The following is a 16,746-nucleotide window of genomic DNA, read 5'->3' on the forward strand; positions in this document are numbered from 1 at the left end:
ATGACGCGCCCAACGGGTACCGACCAATCGCAAACATAAATGGAGTCCTCTCTATGAAGTCCGCGACTCGATCGGCTGTTTCGCCGCTTAGTGGTTCAGATGAGTTTGATCTGAGCTTTCCGATCGGAGGAATCGCTAAACGCAGCTTTGACGTTTCGTCAGCCCTGCTAGCAATCCTCATCCTCAGCCCGATCTTCCTCATGATCATGGCTATGGTGAAATTTACTGACCGCGGCCCTGCCTTTTATGGCCACCGCCGCGTTGGACATAATGGACGCATGTTCCATTGCCTGAAATTCCGCACCATGGTGACGAACGGCGATGAGGTTCTGCGACAGTACCTCGCCGCCAATCCGGAAGCCGCAGAGGAATGGAAGGCAACGCGTAAGTTGAAGAACGATCCGCGTGTCACCGCAATCGGCAATGTTCTGCGCAAGCTGAGCCTTGATGAGCTTCCGCAGCTCATCAACATCATCAAAGGCGAGATGAGTGTCGTTGGTCCACGTCCTGTGGTCGATGAAGAGCTCAACTATTACGAAGGTGCTGCTTCCTATTATCTCAGCACCCGTCCAGGTTTGACAGGTCTGTGGCAGATCAGTGGTCGCAACGATGTTTCCTACAAAGAGCGCGTCGATTTCGATACGCAATACGTACGCACTTGGTCGATGATGCAGGATGTTTCGATTATCTTTAAAACAATTCCCGCCGTGTGCATGTCACGCGGTAGCTATTGAACCAATTTCGTATTCTTGCGTTTTGCAGCACGATAATATTGCGGCCATCTAACGGTGGCATTTACGACCAGCTTCAACGCTGGTCGTGACCCGGTCGCTCTCAGCGGTCGTTTCAATGGAGTATAGTATGGTTGGCACTGCCGCCGAATTTTGCCTTAATGGTGCGTTGCGCAAGGTTGCCACGCTTCTTGTGGCTGGAACTTTGCTCGCCTCAAGCCCCCTCCACGCCCTCGCACAGGACAATCAGTACCGGCTCGGCACTGCCGATAAGCTGCGCATCCGTGTTGCGGAGTGGCAGCCTGCCGATGGCACCATCCGAAATTGGGATGTCATAAACGGTGATTATTCCGTTGGTGCTTCCGGGTCTCTCTCCCTGCCTTTCATCGGTCGGCTTGATGTAGCAGGAAAGACCATCGATGAGGTTGGTGAGCAGATCGGTGCACAGTTGCAAGCCAAGTTCGCGCTTCGCAATCTGCCTTCCGCATCGGTGGAAATTGCCCAGTTCCGCCCGGTCTTCATGACCGGTGACATTGAGACGCCCGGCGAATATCCATATGCACCCAATTTGACCGTTTTGAAGGCTGTCAGCCTTTCGGGTGGTTTGCGCCGCTCCGAAGCGGGACAGCGTTTCGCTCGCGATTTCATCAACGCTCGCGGTGATGCCGCTGTCTATGATGACCAGCGCGGTCGCCTTCTGGCAAGGCAGGCGCGGCTTCAGGCAGAGGTTCGGGGCGATACGGAAATAGCCAAGACGCCCGCGCTTGAAAAAATCCTGAATATTGACGCTCTGCTTGAGAGTGAAAACGCGCTCATGAAGTCGCGAAGCGAGCGCTACACGCTTCAGCTGAAGGCTTTGACCGATCTCAGGCAGCTTCTGGAAACAGAGGTGGAGTCACTGCAAAAGAAGGCCGAGACCCAGAATCGCCAACTTCAGCTGGCCAATGAAGACCGCGAAAAAGTAAATCGCCTTAACGAGCAGGGGCTTGCCCTTGCTCAGCGGCGGATTTCGGCGGAAGAACGCTCCGCTGACGTGGAGTCGACACTTCTCGATATCGACACATCCACGCTGCGCGCCAAGCAGGATATCAACAAGGCCATGCAGGACGAGATCAACCTGCGCAACGACTGGGTCGCACAACGTTCCAAGGAACTGCAGGATACCGAGGCTGAATTGCAGAAACTCAACCTTCAGCTGGGCACAAGCCGTGAGTTGATGTCCGAGGCATTGGCGCAGTCAGCTGAAGCCATTCGCTTCGACCCATCGGGCAAATCCGCATCCATCACCTACATCATTGTTCGTGAGGAAGACGGTCAGTCCAAGGAAATCAAGGCTGACGAAACGACAACGGTTCAGCCTGGCGATGTGATAAAGGTCTCATCAGACGTTCTGATGCAGTGAGGCCCGCATGCGGATTGCCAAATCGGCCCTGATCGACCCGGATAAAAATGGCCTTTACGGAACGGCGGCTATCGCGCTGTCGTTCTTCGTCTTCGCCTATTCCTCAAAATTCGGAATGGTGTCCGTGCTCGCCTATTACGGCGTATGGCTACCATTGATCGTCGTTGATTATCGCCGTGTGCTGGGCAACTATACCCGCTACTGGTGGATTTTCGGCTTTGGCGTTCTGGCGATTCTTTCCAGTTTCTGGTCGGACGCCATGTCGGTCACGCTGCGTGCATCAATCCAATACATGACGCATATCATCTGCGCACTCATCGCCATGCGCGTGATATCCATAACGACGCTCACACGAGGTGCCTTGATCGGCATCATCGTCGTGCTTCTTTATTCTCTGCTGTTCGGTATCTACCTGTTTGATGCTCTGGATGGCACGTTCAGCTTTGTGGGGGCTTTCTCCTCCAAGAACCAGTTGGGCTTTTACGCATCGCTGGGTGTCATCTTTGCCGCATGCTCTGTGCTTGTGTTGCGGCAGCGCGACATTCTCTGGCTTGGCATTGCCGGTTTCGCAGGACTGATATCAGCCTACTGTTTGCTTGCGTCGCAATCGGCAACGTCTGTTATCACCACCGCCGCTGTGGTTGCCCTGGTCATTGGTTTCCTGCCGATGGGAATGCTGTCACCAGCCAACCGAAAGATGATTTTCCTTGCGCTTGTGGGTGTGGGAGGCCTGTTTGTCGTGGCAGCCCTTCAATTCGGTCTGCTCGATGCAATCCTTGGAATTTTCGGCAAGGATTCGACGCTGACAGGGCGGACTTACCTCTGGCAGCAAGGCATAGAAGCGGCCAAGGCGTCACCCATACTGGGTGTGGGCTATCAAGGTTTCTGGGTCATGGGCTTTTTTGATGCCGAGCGCCTATGGAACGACTTCTTCATCACCACGCGAAGTGGCTTCCATTTTCACAATACCTATATCGAAACGACCGTGGAAAATGGTTTTGTAGGCCTGTTGCTGCTTGTCATCGTCCTCTACGGCACCCTGATCGGGCATCTACGTTCCATTCTGATAAAAAGACAAGACCAACAAGGGCTGATCCTGTTTGCGCTTTGCGCGCTTTTCGTCGTGCGCTCCTTCGTGGAAATCGACATCATCTTCGCCTACCAGATCGGTTCATTCCTGCTTTACTATGCCGCAGGCAAGCTGACATTGCCGAAGCGCTTAGACATTAGCAGCACGGTCTTGTCCCGTGTGGTCATGCGGCCGATTTCGTGATGCGGCAGGCCTGAAGCGGTAGCTCCCAATACATTCTTCATCTTGTCCACAAGCCATATGAGACTCTTCTTGACTCTTTTTTGGAAAAGGAACAAAAAGTGAACAAGTAATCTTTTAGCGTGAAATGCTTTTGAAGAGTTCTCAGTCATGCATAAACGCGCCGAACAACTTGTTGTGGAAGAATTGCGGGAAAGGCTTGAGCGGATCACGCAAGGCCCGACGCGCCAGCATGATAATCTGCCATTCGGAATTCCTTCCATAGACAACCATCTGCCCGGTGGAGGCTTGAAAATGGGAAGTCTGCACGAGGTGAGCGGAGGCGGCAATGGTGCTGTTGATGGGGCGGCATCCGCTTTGTTTTCGGCAGGAATTGCGGCGCGTGTGACGGGTAAAATTCTCTGGTGCGTAACCCGGCCTGATCTTTTCATGCCCGCATTGACGCAGGCCGGTCTCTCGCAAAACCGTCTGATCATAGTGGAGTGCCGTGATGAAAAAGGTGTGCTGGATTGTTTTGAGGAAGGTCTGCGCTGCAACGGTTTTGGTGCTGTTATCGGTGAGGTATCGAGACTGCCGATGAATATGTCCCGTCGGCTGCAACTGGTGGCAGAAAGTTCCGGTGTCGTCGGTCTTGCCATTCGCCGTTGGCGTCATTTGTCCGGTGCTGCCGAATTCGGTCAGCCGACGGCCGCCGTGACGCGATGGAGAATTTCCGTGCGTCCTTCTACGCCGCTGCCTGTGCAGGGGGTTGGGCGGGCGCGCTGGTTTCTGGAGCTTTTGCGGTGCCGTGGCGGCGAATGTGCAACATTTGAAGTGGAAGCCTGTGATGCAAAGGGTCGTCTCGCTCTACCTGCCAACATGGTCGACGGATCGCTATCGCAAGGCGCTTGGCAACAAAGCGCCACCGGTTGACCAACCGGTCGTCATGATTGCACGCCAAGGCAGCCGCCGTGTCATCGCAGCGCAGGATGCTGCCGCAATGGCTGTGGGCCTGCGGCTCGGCATGCCCGTCAGCAAGGCTCAAGCCATTTTGCCCGGGCTGATCGTTGAAGATCTACAAGCGGGCGATGATCTTAGGGCGCTTCGCGATCTCGCATTCTGGTTTCTGCGCGTTTATGCGCCCATCGTAGCACCCGACCCGCCAGACGGGCTGGTGCTGGATACAACGGGTGCCGATCATCTGCATGGCAATGAACTGATGATGATAACGGGCATGATCAACCGTCTGCACGGGCTTGGCTTCAAGGCGCGTGCGGCTATTGCCGATAGCTGGGGGGTGGCACATGCACTTGCCCGTTTCGGAAAAGACGAGGCCACCATCGTTGCGCAAGCGGGTGCCTCAGCCGCGCTGGAAAACTTGCCATTGGCAGCCCTTCGGCTTGAGCCAAGAACCGTGGCAGATCTGAAAGTTCTCGGCTTTCGACGTATCGGAGAGTTGATGGCAACGGCGCGAGCGCCGGTGACACTGCGTTTCGGGCCACAGGTTGGTCGCAGGCTGGATCAGGCCTATGGGCTTTTGTCCGAGCCGATCGAGCCGATCCGCGTGCCGGAGCTTGTGGAGACGCAGCGTTTCTTTGCCGAACCCATCGGCGCTGCCGAAACCATTGCACGCTACGCCGATAAGCTTGTCCGGCAGCTCTGTCTTGAACTCGAAAAGCGTGGCCTTGGTGCACGGCGTGTTGATCTCGTCTTTCACCGTGTTGATAGTGGCGTGCAGGCTATCCGGGCCGGCACATCCAGACCCGTGCGCGATATCAAGCAACTGTCTCGCCTGTTGACGGACAGGATCGATACGATCAATCCGGGCTTCGGCATCGAGAAAATGATCCTGACTGCGACCCATGCGGAGCCTCTGGTCGTCGGGCAAACGCGCTCCACGCTTCTGGAGGATGTCAGAGGCGATATTGGTGAAACCGTTGATGTCATCATCAACCGTGGCCACAAGGTCTACCGCTATGCAGCTGTCGCCAGCGATGTGCCGGAGCGCTCCGTTCAGATGGTTGCTGCGCAATCGGCTGACGATATGCTCGGCTGGCCCGATCAATGGCCGCGCCCTGTGCGCCTCCTCGGTCGTCCCGAGCCCATCCAGACGATGGCTCTGCTGCCGGATCATCCGCCCAAAAGCTTCACATGGCGCGGCGTTCGGCGTCTGGTAAAGCGCGCCGATGGGCCGGAGCGCGTCTTTGGCGAATGGTGGAAACGCGAGCGTGAGCAGGCGGCCGTTCGTGACTATTTCATTGTGGAGGATGAGAACGGGGAGCGGTTCTGGATTTTCCGCTCTGGCGATGGTGAACATGCCAATACGGGGTCGCAAGGCTGGTTTCTGCACGGGATGTTCGGATGAGTATCGAGCCCCGCTATGCCGAGCTTCAGGTCACGACCCATTTTTCTTTCCTGCGTGGGGTCAGTTCCTGCGAGGATTTGTTTGCGCAGGCCAAGGCGCTCGGCATTGAAGCGCTTGGTATTGTGGATCGCAACACACTGACGGGCATACCGCGTGCATTCCAGGCGGCTGAAAAGACCGGCATCCGGCTTGTTATCGGGTGTAGGCTTGATCTTGCCGATGATGTTTCCGTGCTCGTCTATCCAACAGACCGTGCCGCCTATGGTCGGTTGTGTCGTCTGCTGACCCACGGAAAACGACATGCACCCAAGGGAAAATGTGATCTGCAATGGAGTGATCTGGTGGCCTTTGGTGATGGGTTGCTGGTGATCCTGTTGCCCGATGGCGTGGATGAAGCCTTGTCCATAAGGCTGAGGCGTCTCAAGGCGGATTTCGCAGATCGTGCCTATGTGGCGATGAGCCTGCGCCGCAGACCGAACGATCATGTGCGGCTGCATGATCTCTCGCGGATGGCGGAACAGGTTGGTGTTGCGACTGTGGTGACCAATGATGTGCTGTTTCATGAGCCGGAGCGGCGCATGTTGCAGGATGTCGTCACCTGCATTCGCCACAATTGCACCATTGATGATGCCGGTTTCAGGCGGGAACGGCATGCCGACCGCTATCTGAAGCCGCCACAGGAAATGCACCGCTTATTTTCTGCCTATCCGGGAGCCTTGAAACGTACGCTGGATATCATGCGCCGCTGCCGATTTTCGCTCAAGGAATTGCAATATCAATATCCCGAAGAGAGCAATGAGCCGGGATTGAGTGCCCAGCAAGCCCTTGAGAAAGCGGTTTGGGGCGCAGTTCCAAACCGCTATCCAGACGGCTTGCCTGCGAAGGTGGAAAAGACGCTCAGGCACGAATTGGCCGTCATCGCCAAGAAAAAATACGCGCCTTATTTTCTCACCGTCAATTCCATTGTCCGTCAGGCGCGGAAGATGAAGATCCTTTGTCAGGGGCGTGGTTCCGCTGCCAATTCGGCCGTTTGTTTTGTTCTCGGTATCACGGCCATCGATCCCAAGGAAAGCGACCTTCTGTTCGAGCGGTTCGTTTCTGAAGATCGCGATGAACCGCCTGATATTGATGTGGATTTCGAGCATCAAAGGCGCGAGGAGATTATCCAGTGGATCTACAGTCATTACGGGCATGACAAGGCGGCGTTGTGTTCCGTTATCAGTCGTTACCGCGGCAAGGGCGCCATCCGCGATGTTGGCAAGGTTTTAGGCCTGCCTGAAGATCTGACCAAGCTCATGTCCTCGCAAATCTGGTGGTGGACAGAAGGGGTGGGCGAAGGAGAAGCCAAGGATCTCAACATCAACCTCAATGATCGCCGCGTAAAGCTTGCCTTCGATCTGGCAAGGCAATTGATCGGCACGCCGCGCCATCACAGCCAGCATCCGGGTGGCTTTGTGCTGACGCATGACCGGCTGGACGAACTCGTGCCCATATTTCCCGCAGCCATGGCTGATCGCCGCATCATCGAATGGGACAAGGACGACATCGAAGTCGTCGATTTCATGAAAATGGATTGTCTTGCGCTGGGCATGCTGTCCTGCATGCGACGGGCTTTCGATATGCTGGAGGAGCGGAAGGGTCAGCGGTATGAGCTCGTCACTGTCCCGCAGAATGATCCTGATACCTATGCCATGATCTGCAAGGCTGATACGATCGGTACGTTCCAGATTGAAAGCCGGGCGCAGATGTCCATGCTGCCGCGTTTGCGACCGCAGGTGCTTTACGATCTCGTCATTCAGGTTGCCATTGTCCGGCCCGGTCCCATTCAGGGCAATATGGTGCATCCCTATCTGAAGCGGCGGCAGGAGAAAGCGCAGGGCAAGGAGATTGTGTACGAGCACCCCAAGCTCAAGCAGGTCTTGCACAAGACGCTGGGTGTTCCGCTCTTTCAGGAGCACGCGATGCGTCTCGCCATTGATTGCGCCGGTTTCACACCCAATCAGGCCGACCAGTTGCGCAGGGCAATGGCGACATTCAAGAATGTCGGCACAATTTCCAACTTCGAAAAGCAGTTGGTCGAGGGCCTCATCGGCAATGGCTTCCCGGAAGAGTTCGCCAAGCGGCTTTTCGAGCAGATCAAGGGCTTCGGCAGCTACGGCTTCCCGGAAAGCCACGCAGCCTCTTTCGCGCTGATTGCCTACGCATCCGCCTGGGTGAAATGCCATCACCCGGATATTTTCTGCGTAGCTCTTTTAAACTCCCAGCCCATGGGCTTCTACGCGCCTGCCCAACTGGTTCGCGATGCCCGCAATCATGGTGTTGTCGTGCGCCCGGTCTGCATCAACACCAGCCGCTGGGATTGTGCGCTGGAAGAGCCGGTCGCGCGGGAGCGCAATGCCGTTCGGCTGGGAATGTGCCTCGTCAAAGGCCTGTCCAACAAGCATGCAAGCCGCATCATTGCTTGCCGAGAGGATCGGCCTTTCGTCTCGATTGATGATCTATGGCGAAGGGCTGGTGTTTCGGTTGATGCGCTTGTCTGTCTTGCGGAGGCGGATGCCTTCCTCCCATCACTGGGGCTTTCTCGCCGGGAAGCATTATGGGCCATCAAGGCGTTGCGGGATGAGCCGCTGCCTTTGTTCGTTGCCGCTGCCGCGAGCCAGAAAAGCGTCATTGCAGAACAGAGCGAACCGGAGGTGCACTTGCTGCCCATGACAACAGGTGCCGAAGTGGTTCAGGATTACGGTCATATAGGTCTCACTCTTCGCCAACACCCCATGGCTTTTCTGCGCGAAGATCTGGCCCGAAGGCGTATTTCCACCTGTGCTGAAGCGGGCGCAACGAAGGATGGGCGATGGGTGGAAATCGCAGGGCTCGTGCTGATCCGCCAAAGACCGGGCTCCGCCAAGGGCGTCATATTCATGACCCTGGAAGATGAAACCGGCATTGCCAACGCAGTTGTCTGGGTCAAGATTTTCGAGAAATTTCGTCCCGTTATCCTGTCAGCCGGAATGGTGGGTATCTACGGTAAAATCCAGCGTGAAGGCGAGGTAGTTCATCTCGTCGCCCACCGCATTACCGATCTTTCAAACGAACTGAGAAGTGTTGGCGAAAGGGAAGGGCCGTTTCCGCTGCCGCATGGCAGAGGCGATGAGTTTCACCACGGCATTCCGTCAACAGACCGCCGGGGCCTGCCAAAGCGATCCGACATGGCGGAAGAGAGCGAAGCGCATATCACAGTCAAGGGCCGTAACTTTCACTGATGGTGAAAGAGTGGTCACTCGCAGATGGCGTTCTTTATCCGATCCTTGCCGACTTCGATCACGTGTCTCATGGCCTTAATGGCGGACGTTTCATCGCGTGCAGCAATGGCGTGGACGATGCGCAAATGGTTTGCGGCGATTTCTGAGATCGTCTCTGGCGCCGAGGCGGGTGATGACAATTGGAACGATATGGCCAGCGCCGCTTCGATCAAGCCACTGGCAGACCGCATGAAAGGGTTGCCGGAAATGCGGGCGACGGCAAGGTGAAATTCTAGATCGACCTTCGCAATGGTTTCCGGGCTGTGGGCCGGGTTATCGAACCGTGCCGCAATGGCATAGAGCGAAACGATGTCTTCGCTGGAGGCATGGCGGGCGGCGGCGGCGGCGGCTGCAGGTTCCAGCGCCAGCCGGATATCGGCCAGATGATTGATGAATTCCGGGTCCAACCCCGCATCGCACCGCCAGCCCAGAACATCAGGATCGAAAAAATTCCAGCTAGATTTTTCCAGAACGCGCGTGCCGACCTTGGCCTTCGGCTCCACCAGTCTCTTGGCTGCCAGCGTTTTCATCGTCTCGCGCAGCACCGTGCGGGAAACACCAAAGCGTAAAGAAAGCTCTGCATCATTTGGCAGCAACGAGTTTTCAGGAATGCGACCGGAAACGATGGCGCTGCCAAGCTCAGCCACGACATGCGCGTGGCTGCTGCGTCGCTTTCGTCCGGTGATTGTCGTTTCCAGCAGGCCCAAAAAAATCTCCGATTCCCTTATGCCGGATGTCCCCCGGATAATCTTCTGTTTGAATACCAGATGATAGCGCGTTGCAACACGATGAAGATGAACAACAGTATGCCGATCACGATTTTCGTCCACCAGGACGAAAGTGTACCTTCAAAAACAATATAGGTCTGGATCAATCCCTGGATCAAAAGGCCGACAAACGTTCCCGCCACTAGTCCGGTGCCGCCGGTGAGCAATGTGCCACCGATAACCACGGCTGCAATGGCGTCCAGCTCCATGCCGACGGTTGCCAAAGAATAGCCCGAGGATGTGTAGAGCGTGTAGATAATGCCAGCCAGACCGGAGAGGAAGCCTGAGAGCGCGTAAATGCTGATGATCGTCTTGCCGATGGGCACGCCCATCAGCTCCGCAGATTGCTGATTGCCGCCTAACGCGTAGATATTGGCACCAAGCCGGGTGCGGCTTGCAACGATGCCGCCAACGATAAAAACAATGAGCATGATAATGGCGAGTGCCGTCAATCGACCACCGCCCGGCACCCGGAAATAGAAGCCCTGTATGGCATCGATCACAGGATGTGAAATCGGCACGGATTGTGTCGAGATGAGATAGGCGGCCCCACGCGCCAGAAACATTCCAGCCAGCGTCACAACAAAGGGCGGTATCGACAGAAACCGGATCATCGCGCCCATCAGGCAACCGAAGATCGTGGAGATGACCAGTACGGCGGCGAAGGCGACCAGCGGGTGCACATTATATGTGCCGACCAGCACCGCCACGAACACGCTGGCAAAAGCAATGACTGAGCCAATCGACAGATCAATGCCGCCCGAGAGTATGACGAAGGTCATGCCAACAGCTGCGATACCCAGAAAGGCATTGTCAGTCAGCAGGTTGCCGACAACTCGCGTGGAGAACATCGCCGGATACTGGATCACGCATAGAACATAGGCGACGATGAAAACCGCGAGCGTTGTCAGGAGCGGAAGGTTGCGGGTGTGGATCATCGCGCCGTTCCTTCATTGTTGACTGTGGTTGAGGGCGTGCCGGGATTTGCCGTCTTGCGTGATCTTGCAAAGCCGATCAGCGTGCCGATGGCCGGTGACTGGAGTGTCAGAACGACGATGATGATGCCGGCCTTGATGATGAGGTTGAATTCTGGCGGGAAGCCCGAGACGAGAATGCCGGTGTTGATGGTCTGGATGATCAGCGCGCCGATCAGCGATGCGGTGATGGAGAAGCGTCCACCATTGAGCGACGTTCCGCCAATCACGACGGCTAGAATGGCATCGAGCTCCAACCACAGGCCAGCATTGTTTGCATCCGCACCTCTGATGTCGGCCGTGACGATCAGGCCAGCGACGGCGGCGCAGAGGCCAGATATGGCATAGACGAAGAACAGCAGGAAACGGGCGCGCACGCCGGCAAGGGCTGCGGCGCGACGATTGATGCCGGTCGCTTCTATGAGGAAGCCAAGCGCCGTTTTTCGCACGAGAATGCCGACCAGCAGTGCTGTCACCACCCAGATAATGATCGGCATGGGAATCCCCGCGAAAGCGCCGATGCCGATGGAAGAGAAGCTGTCGTCGTTGAACGTCAGGATCACACCTTCGGTAATCAGCTGCGCAATGCCGCGCCCGGCCACCATTAGAATCAGCGTGGCGATGATCGGCTGTATGTCCAGCATGGCAACCAGAATGCCGTTCCAGATGCCGCAAGCGATGCCAACAGCCAATGACACGGCGATGACGACCGGAATGGACTGGCCGCTGCTGATCAGCGTTGCCGCGACTGCGCCACAGATGGCAATGACGGCGCCGATGGAGAGGTCGATGCCCTTGGTTGCGATGACCAACGTCATCCCAATGGTCAGAAGCGCGACGGGTGCAGCTCGAACCATAATGTCGATGACACTGCCGTAAAGCCGCCCGTTCTGAAACGACACGTTCAGAAAACCTGGCGAAATCACCGTTATGGCAGCGAGAATGATGAAAAGGGCAACGATCTGCGGTGCAAGTCGCTTCAGGCGTGCTGCGATGCTTCTCATTATGCGGCCTCCGTCCTAGCCGCACTGGCAATGGCCTGCATGATGTTGTCGGCGGTCACGTCACCTCCCTTGAGTTCAGCGACATGTTTGCGGTCAGACAGCACGATCACCCGGTGTGCGACAGCCGTCAGCTCTTCCAGTTCAGACGAAATGACGATGAGGGACATGCCCTGCAGACAGAGCCGCTCGATCATTTTCAGAATTTCCGCATGCGCGCCGATATCGATGCCGCGTGTCGGCTCATCCAGAATGAGGAGCCGAGGTGCGGTCGCAAGCCAGCGTGCCAGAATAGCCTTTTGCTGGTTGCCGCCGGATAGAAACTTGATGGGCCGCTCAGGGTCAGCTGGTCTGATATCGAGCGAGGTGATGAAGCCTTCCGTCAATGCCAGTTTCTGGCGCTTTGATAGCGGCCGCATCCATCCCTGCCGGGCCTGCAAGGCAAGGGCAATATTGTCGGCAACCGAAAAATCTCCGATAATCCCGTCCGTCTTGCGCTCTTCCGGACAAAAGCCGAAGCCATTTTCAATGGCAGCTTCGGGCGAGGTGATCTCAACCGTCTTGCCATCAATGGTGGCCTTACCTCCATCCGGCTTGTCGATGCCGAACAGCAGGAAAGCCGTTTCGGTCCGGCCTGATCCCAAGAGACCGGCAATGCCGACAACTTCGCCAGGACGCACATTGAGATCGAAAGGCTCGACGCTGCCGCGCTTGCCATAATCCTTGAAACATATCGCAGCTTCGCCTTCCGCGGGCGCAGCGTCGTGAGCCTTACGCTCATGGGTCACACTCAGCAGCTCGCGCCCCAGCATCATCGAGATGAGATCGGCGCGCGGCAATTCGGAAATTTCGCGGGTGCCAACCAGTTTGCCGTTGCGCAGCACAGTGACCCGGTCGGCGATGTCGTAAACCTGATTGAGAAAATGGGTGATGATGACAATGCCAAGGCCTTCTGCGCGCAGTTGCCGCAAAACGGTAAAGAGCATCTCGACTTCATGACTGTCGAGGCTGGCTGTCGGCTCATCCAGCACCAGCACCTTGCCGGAAAGATCGACGGCTCGGGCGATGGCGATAATCTGGCGGATCGCAACGGAGTAACTTGACAGGAGCGCATCGACATTGATCGAAAGGCCGTAGCGCGTCAGCAATTTTGCCGCCCTTGCGCTCATCTCGCGCCGGTCGATCATGCCAAAACGACGGGGCTGCCGCCCGAGAAACAGGTTTTCGGCAACGGTCAGATTTTCGAGCAGGTTCACTTCCTGATAGACGGTGCCGATACCGAGGTCTTGCGCCTCTGCAACGGTCTTGGGTGCAATTTCTGCGCCGTCCAGACGGATCGTGCCACGGTCGCGGTGGTAGACGCCGGTCAGAATTTTTATGAGCGTCGATTTTCCGGCGCCATTTTCGCCGAGCAAGGCATGCACTTCGCCACGTCGGAGGGAAATATCGACATTATCGAGAGCCGCAATGCCGAGGAATGATTTTCCTATGGCGCGGGCTTCCAGAAGGGGGGTGGTTTCGGGCATGGTCAGGTCCTGCACGGAATATGGGTGGGAACGGCGCCTGCGCGCCGCTCCCGAAGATGAAACCGGCTTAGTAGCCGAGTCCCTTCTTCTCCTCATAAACCTTCATCGGGTTATCAGATGCCGTATAGAGCTTGGATTCCGTCTGGATCCATTTCGCAGGCTCTTTCTTGTCCTTGAGATAGGCTTCAAGAACGTCAAAAGCCGGGCCAGCCATGTTTGGCGTCAGTTCGACGGTCGCGTTTGCTTCACCGGCAGCCATTGCCTTGAAGATATCAGGAACCGCATCGATGGATACGACCTTGATGTCAGTGCCAGGCTTCAGGCCAGCTTCCTTGATGGCCTGGATTGCGCCAACAGCCATGTCGTCATTATGGGCGTAAACGGCGCAAATGTCCTTGCCGCCGCCTTCAGCCTTGATGAAGCTTTCCATGACTTCCTTACCCTTTGTGCGGGTAAAGTCGCCGGTCTGCGAGCGAACGATCTTGATATTGGCGTGGGACGCGATGCCAGCCTCAAAACCCTTCTTGCGGTTGATGGCAGGTGACGAACCTGTTGTGCCCTGCAACTCGACAACCTTGCAGTTCTTTGAGCCAACGTCCTTGGCAAGCCATTCGCCAGCGACCTTGCCTTCATGAACCTGATCGGATGTTACGGCTGTCAGGTAAAGGCTGTCGGGAGCTTCGATCTGACGGTCGAGCAGGATAACCGGGATTTTCTCTTCCTTGGCTTCCTTCAACACGGCATCCCAGCCGGTTGCGACAACGGGTGCGATGAAGATGGCATCGACGCCCTGTGCGATAAAGCCTCTGATAGCCTTGATCTGATTTTCCTGCTTCTGTTGCGCATCTGCGAATTTCAGCGTCACGCCGCGCTTTTCAGCCTGCTGCTTGGTCACAGTGGTTTCAGCAGCGCGCCAACCGGATTCGGAGCCGATCTGCGAGAAGCCAACGGTGAGGGTTTTTGCGGAAACGCCTGAAGCCAGACATGCGGAAAGAGCGACGGTAACCGCCGCGAGTGCTTTTTTCATCTGTAATCCTCCCAGAGATGAATTCGGCTAAGACAAGCTGATATGAGCATATAGTATTACCTTTGAAAAGTGCTATGCGAGCATTTTCTTGTGCTGAACAATGAGCCAGAGTTGTAAAAACTTAAAATTAGTGAGGGTTTACAATAGAAAAACATCACGTAATATTTTTTTAACGGATGCGAAACCGCACCCGCACTCGCCTTGACAAGCGACCTTTGCGCAAATTAGTAATACGAATATACACTGCTAATCGTGACGATTGACGGCTTGCGTCAATTGTCGCAGATGAGAGCAGACAAAAGAAGAATTCAGGGCGGAAATTTCGTGACGATCGTCATCGACTGTCTTCAAAAGGTCGACCTAAACAGGGGCTTTTCAAAGCCATACCTGCTTTGCGCGTCTTATGGCCGTATTTCTCTCTTTTCCTCATCATAAGGTCGTCGCATCCTGTGTCGTACCCATTTGCCATTTCTGCTGGAGACCAAAGCTATGAAAGACCTGACCAACCCACCCGCAACGCAGGCTAAGGGCGGTAAGCTGCGTTCTCGCGCATGGTTCGACAATCCCGACAATGCTGACATGACAGCGCTTTATCTGGAGCGTTACATGAATTTCGGTCTCAGCCAGGCCGAATTGCAGTCGGATCGCCCCATCATCGGCATCGCGCAAACGGGTTCGGACCTGTCTCCGTGCAACCGGCACCATCTGGAGCTGGCTCACCGTCTGCGCGAAGGTATCCGCGAAGCTGGTGGTATCGCCATCGAATTCCCGGTTCACCCTATCCAGGAAACCGGTAAGCGTCCGACAGCTGGTCTCGACCGTAACCTCGCCTATCTCGGCCTCGTGGAAGTGCTCTACGGCTACCCGCTTGACGGCGTTGTGCTGACAATCGGCTGTGACAAGACCACGCCTGCCTGTCTGATGGCGGCGGCTACCGTCAACATTCCAGCTATCGCGCTGTCTGTCGGCCCCATGCTCAATGGCTGGTTCCGTGGTGAGCGTACAGGTTCCGGCACCATCGTCTGGAAGGCACGTGAACTGCTGGCAAAGGGCGAGATCGACTATGCCGGTTTCGTCAAGCTCGTTGCATCCTCCGCGCCATCCACAGGCTATTGCAACACCATGGGTACGGCCACGACCATGAATTCGCTGGCTGAAGCACTCGGCATGCAGTTGCCAGGTTCTGCCGCCATTCCGGCTCCGTACCGCGACCGTCAGGAAATTTCCTACCTCACGGGCCTGCGTATCGTTGAAATGGTCAGAGAAGACCTGAAGCCTTCCGACATCATGACGAAGGATGCGTTCATCAACGCCATCCGTGTCAACTCGGCCATCGGTGGCTCCACCAATGCGCCAATCCATCTGAACGGTCTGGCGCGTCACCTTGACGTCGAGCTGACGGTGGATGACTGGCAGAAATATGGCGAAGAGGTTCCGTTGCTGGTCAACCTTCAGCCTGCTGGTGAATATCTCGGTGAAGACTATTATCACGCGGGCGGCGTTCCAGCTGTCGTCAACCAGTTGATGGGCCAGGGCCTGATCAAGGAAGACGCGATGACCGTCAATGGCAAGACCATTGGCGAGAACTGCCGTGGCGCGATTATCGAAGACGAAAAGGTCATTCGTCCGTTTGATCAGCCGCTCAAGGAGCGTGCTGGCTTCCGCGTTCTGCGTGGAAACCTGTTCTCTTCCGCTATCATGAAGACCAGCGTTATCTCGCCTGAATTCCGTGAGCGTTATCTCTCCAACCCCAACGATCCTGAAGCTTTCGAAGGCAAGGCTGTGGTGTTCGACGGTCCGGAAGATTACCACCACCGCATCGACGACCCGTCGCTGGGCATTGATGCCAACACGGTTCTATTCATGCGTGGTGCCGGCCCAATCGGTTATCCGGGTGCGGCAGAAGTCGTTAACATGCGCGCGCCTGATTACCTGCTGAAGCAGGGCATCACCTCGCTGCCATGCATCGGCGATGGCCGTCAGTCCGGCACGTCTGGCAGCCCGTCCATTCTGAACGCGTCGCCAGAAGCGGCTGCGGGTGGCGGTCTTGCCATTCTCCAGACGGGCGACAAGGTCCGTATCGATGTGGGCAAGGGCAAGGCCGATATCGTGATTTCTGCCGAGGAGCTGGCTGCCCGTTACGAGGCACTGGCAGCGGCTGGAGGATACAAGTATCCAGACCACCAGACGCCATGGCAGGAAATCCAGCGCGGCATCGTTGGCCAGATGGAATCGGGCGCGGTTCTCGAGCCTGCCATCAAGTACCAGCGTATTGCCCAGACAAAGGGCGTGCCACGCGACAACCACTAAACAACACGTGAAAATACTTATCACCGGCTGAGGTTCAGCCGGTGATTCTGTGTGAAGCGCCCAGTTTTTTCGCTCTGTGGCGCTGGGCTGGATTG

Annotated in this window: 12 protein-coding genes; 7 read left to right on the top strand and 5 right to left on the bottom strand. The window is 56.2% G+C overall.

Annotated features, from left to right (window positions below):
• Positions 1-53: 53 nt before the first annotated feature.
• The 6 genes from RQI55_RS12730 (at position 54) to RQI55_RS12755 (ending at position 9,007) form a co-directional block, all read left to right on the top strand.
• Entirely contained in the window at positions 54-734 is a 681-nt protein-coding gene (locus RQI55_RS12730) for a sugar transferase (RefSeq protein WP_311272721.1), read from the top strand.
• Positions 735-861: 127 nt separating this feature from the next.
• A complete protein-coding gene (locus tag RQI55_RS12735; RefSeq protein WP_311272722.1) occupies positions 862-2,133 on the top strand; it encodes a polysaccharide biosynthesis/export family protein in 1,272 nt (423 codons plus the stop codon).
• Between the two features lie 7 nt (positions 2,134-2,140).
• Positions 2,141-3,406: an O-antigen ligase gene (locus RQI55_RS12740; protein WP_311272723.1), complete on the top strand. Its 1,266-nt coding sequence runs from the start codon at positions 2,141-2,143 to the stop codon at positions 3,404-3,406.
• 147 nt (positions 3,407-3,553) lie between these two features.
• On the top strand, positions 3,554-4,315 hold the full coding sequence (locus RQI55_RS12745) for an ImuA family protein (protein ID WP_311272724.1): 762 nt from the start codon (positions 3,554-3,556) through the stop codon (positions 4,313-4,315).
• Positions 4,230-5,747 carry a DNA polymerase Y family protein gene (locus RQI55_RS12750; RefSeq protein WP_311272725.1) on the top strand — a complete coding sequence of 506 codons (1,518 nt, stop codon included), beginning with the start codon at positions 4,230-4,232 and terminating at the stop codon, positions 5,745-5,747. The genes RQI55_RS12745 and RQI55_RS12750 overlap by 86 nt, the downstream gene beginning before the upstream one ends.
• Positions 5,744-9,007 carry an error-prone DNA polymerase gene (locus tag RQI55_RS12755; protein ID WP_311272726.1) on the top strand — a complete coding sequence of 1,088 codons (3,264 nt, stop codon included), beginning with the start codon at positions 5,744-5,746 and terminating at the stop codon, positions 9,005-9,007. Before RQI55_RS12750 ends, RQI55_RS12755 begins: the two co-directional genes overlap by 4 nt.
• Positions 9,008-9,021: 14 nt before the next feature.
• Here RQI55_RS12755 and RQI55_RS12760 read toward each other — a convergent pair whose 3' ends face one another.
• The 5 genes from RQI55_RS12760 to ytfQ form a co-directional block, all read right to left on the bottom strand.
• The gene (locus tag RQI55_RS12760; RefSeq protein ID WP_042616549.1) at positions 9,022-9,753 is read right to left on the bottom strand and encodes a FadR/GntR family transcriptional regulator; all 732 of its coding nucleotides are present in this window, start codon (positions 9,751-9,753) and stop codon (positions 9,022-9,024) included.
• Between the two features lie 17 nt (positions 9,754-9,770).
• Complete coding sequence (gene yjfF / locus RQI55_RS12765; RefSeq protein ID WP_311272727.1) at positions 9,771-10,751, bottom strand: galactofuranose ABC transporter, permease protein YjfF; 981 nt, start codon at positions 10,749-10,751, stop codon at positions 9,771-9,773.
• Positions 10,748-11,791 carry an ABC transporter permease gene (locus tag RQI55_RS12770; protein ID WP_311272728.1) on the bottom strand — a complete coding sequence of 348 codons (1,044 nt, stop codon included), beginning with the start codon at positions 11,789-11,791 and terminating at the stop codon, positions 10,748-10,750. The genes yjfF and RQI55_RS12770 overlap by 4 nt, the downstream gene beginning before the upstream one ends.
• The gene (locus RQI55_RS12775; protein WP_311272729.1) at positions 11,791-13,314 is read right to left on the bottom strand and encodes a sugar ABC transporter ATP-binding protein; all 1,524 of its coding nucleotides are present in this window, start codon (positions 13,312-13,314) and stop codon (positions 11,791-11,793) included. Before RQI55_RS12775 ends, RQI55_RS12770 begins: the two co-directional genes overlap by 1 nt.
• 67 nt (positions 13,315-13,381) lie before the next feature.
• Positions 13,382-14,341, bottom strand: coding sequence for a galactofuranose ABC transporter, galactofuranose-binding protein YtfQ (ytfQ, locus tag RQI55_RS12780; protein ID WP_042616546.1), 960 nt, complete (start codon positions 14,339-14,341; stop codon positions 13,382-13,384).
• 489 nt (positions 14,342-14,830) lie between these two features.
• Here ytfQ and RQI55_RS12785 point away from each other — a divergent pair, with 489 nt between their 5' ends.
• The gene (locus RQI55_RS12785; RefSeq protein WP_042616545.1) at positions 14,831-16,651 is read left to right on the top strand and encodes an IlvD/Edd family dehydratase; all 1,821 of its coding nucleotides are present in this window, start codon (positions 14,831-14,833) and stop codon (positions 16,649-16,651) included.
• The last annotated feature ends 95 nt before the right edge of the window (positions 16,652-16,746 follow it).

The sequence above is a fragment of the Rhizobium sp. WCS2018Hpa-16 genome (assembly GCF_031843705.1).
GTDB classification, from domain to species: Bacteria; Pseudomonadota; Alphaproteobacteria; order Rhizobiales; family Rhizobiaceae; genus Agrobacterium; species Agrobacterium tumefaciens_C.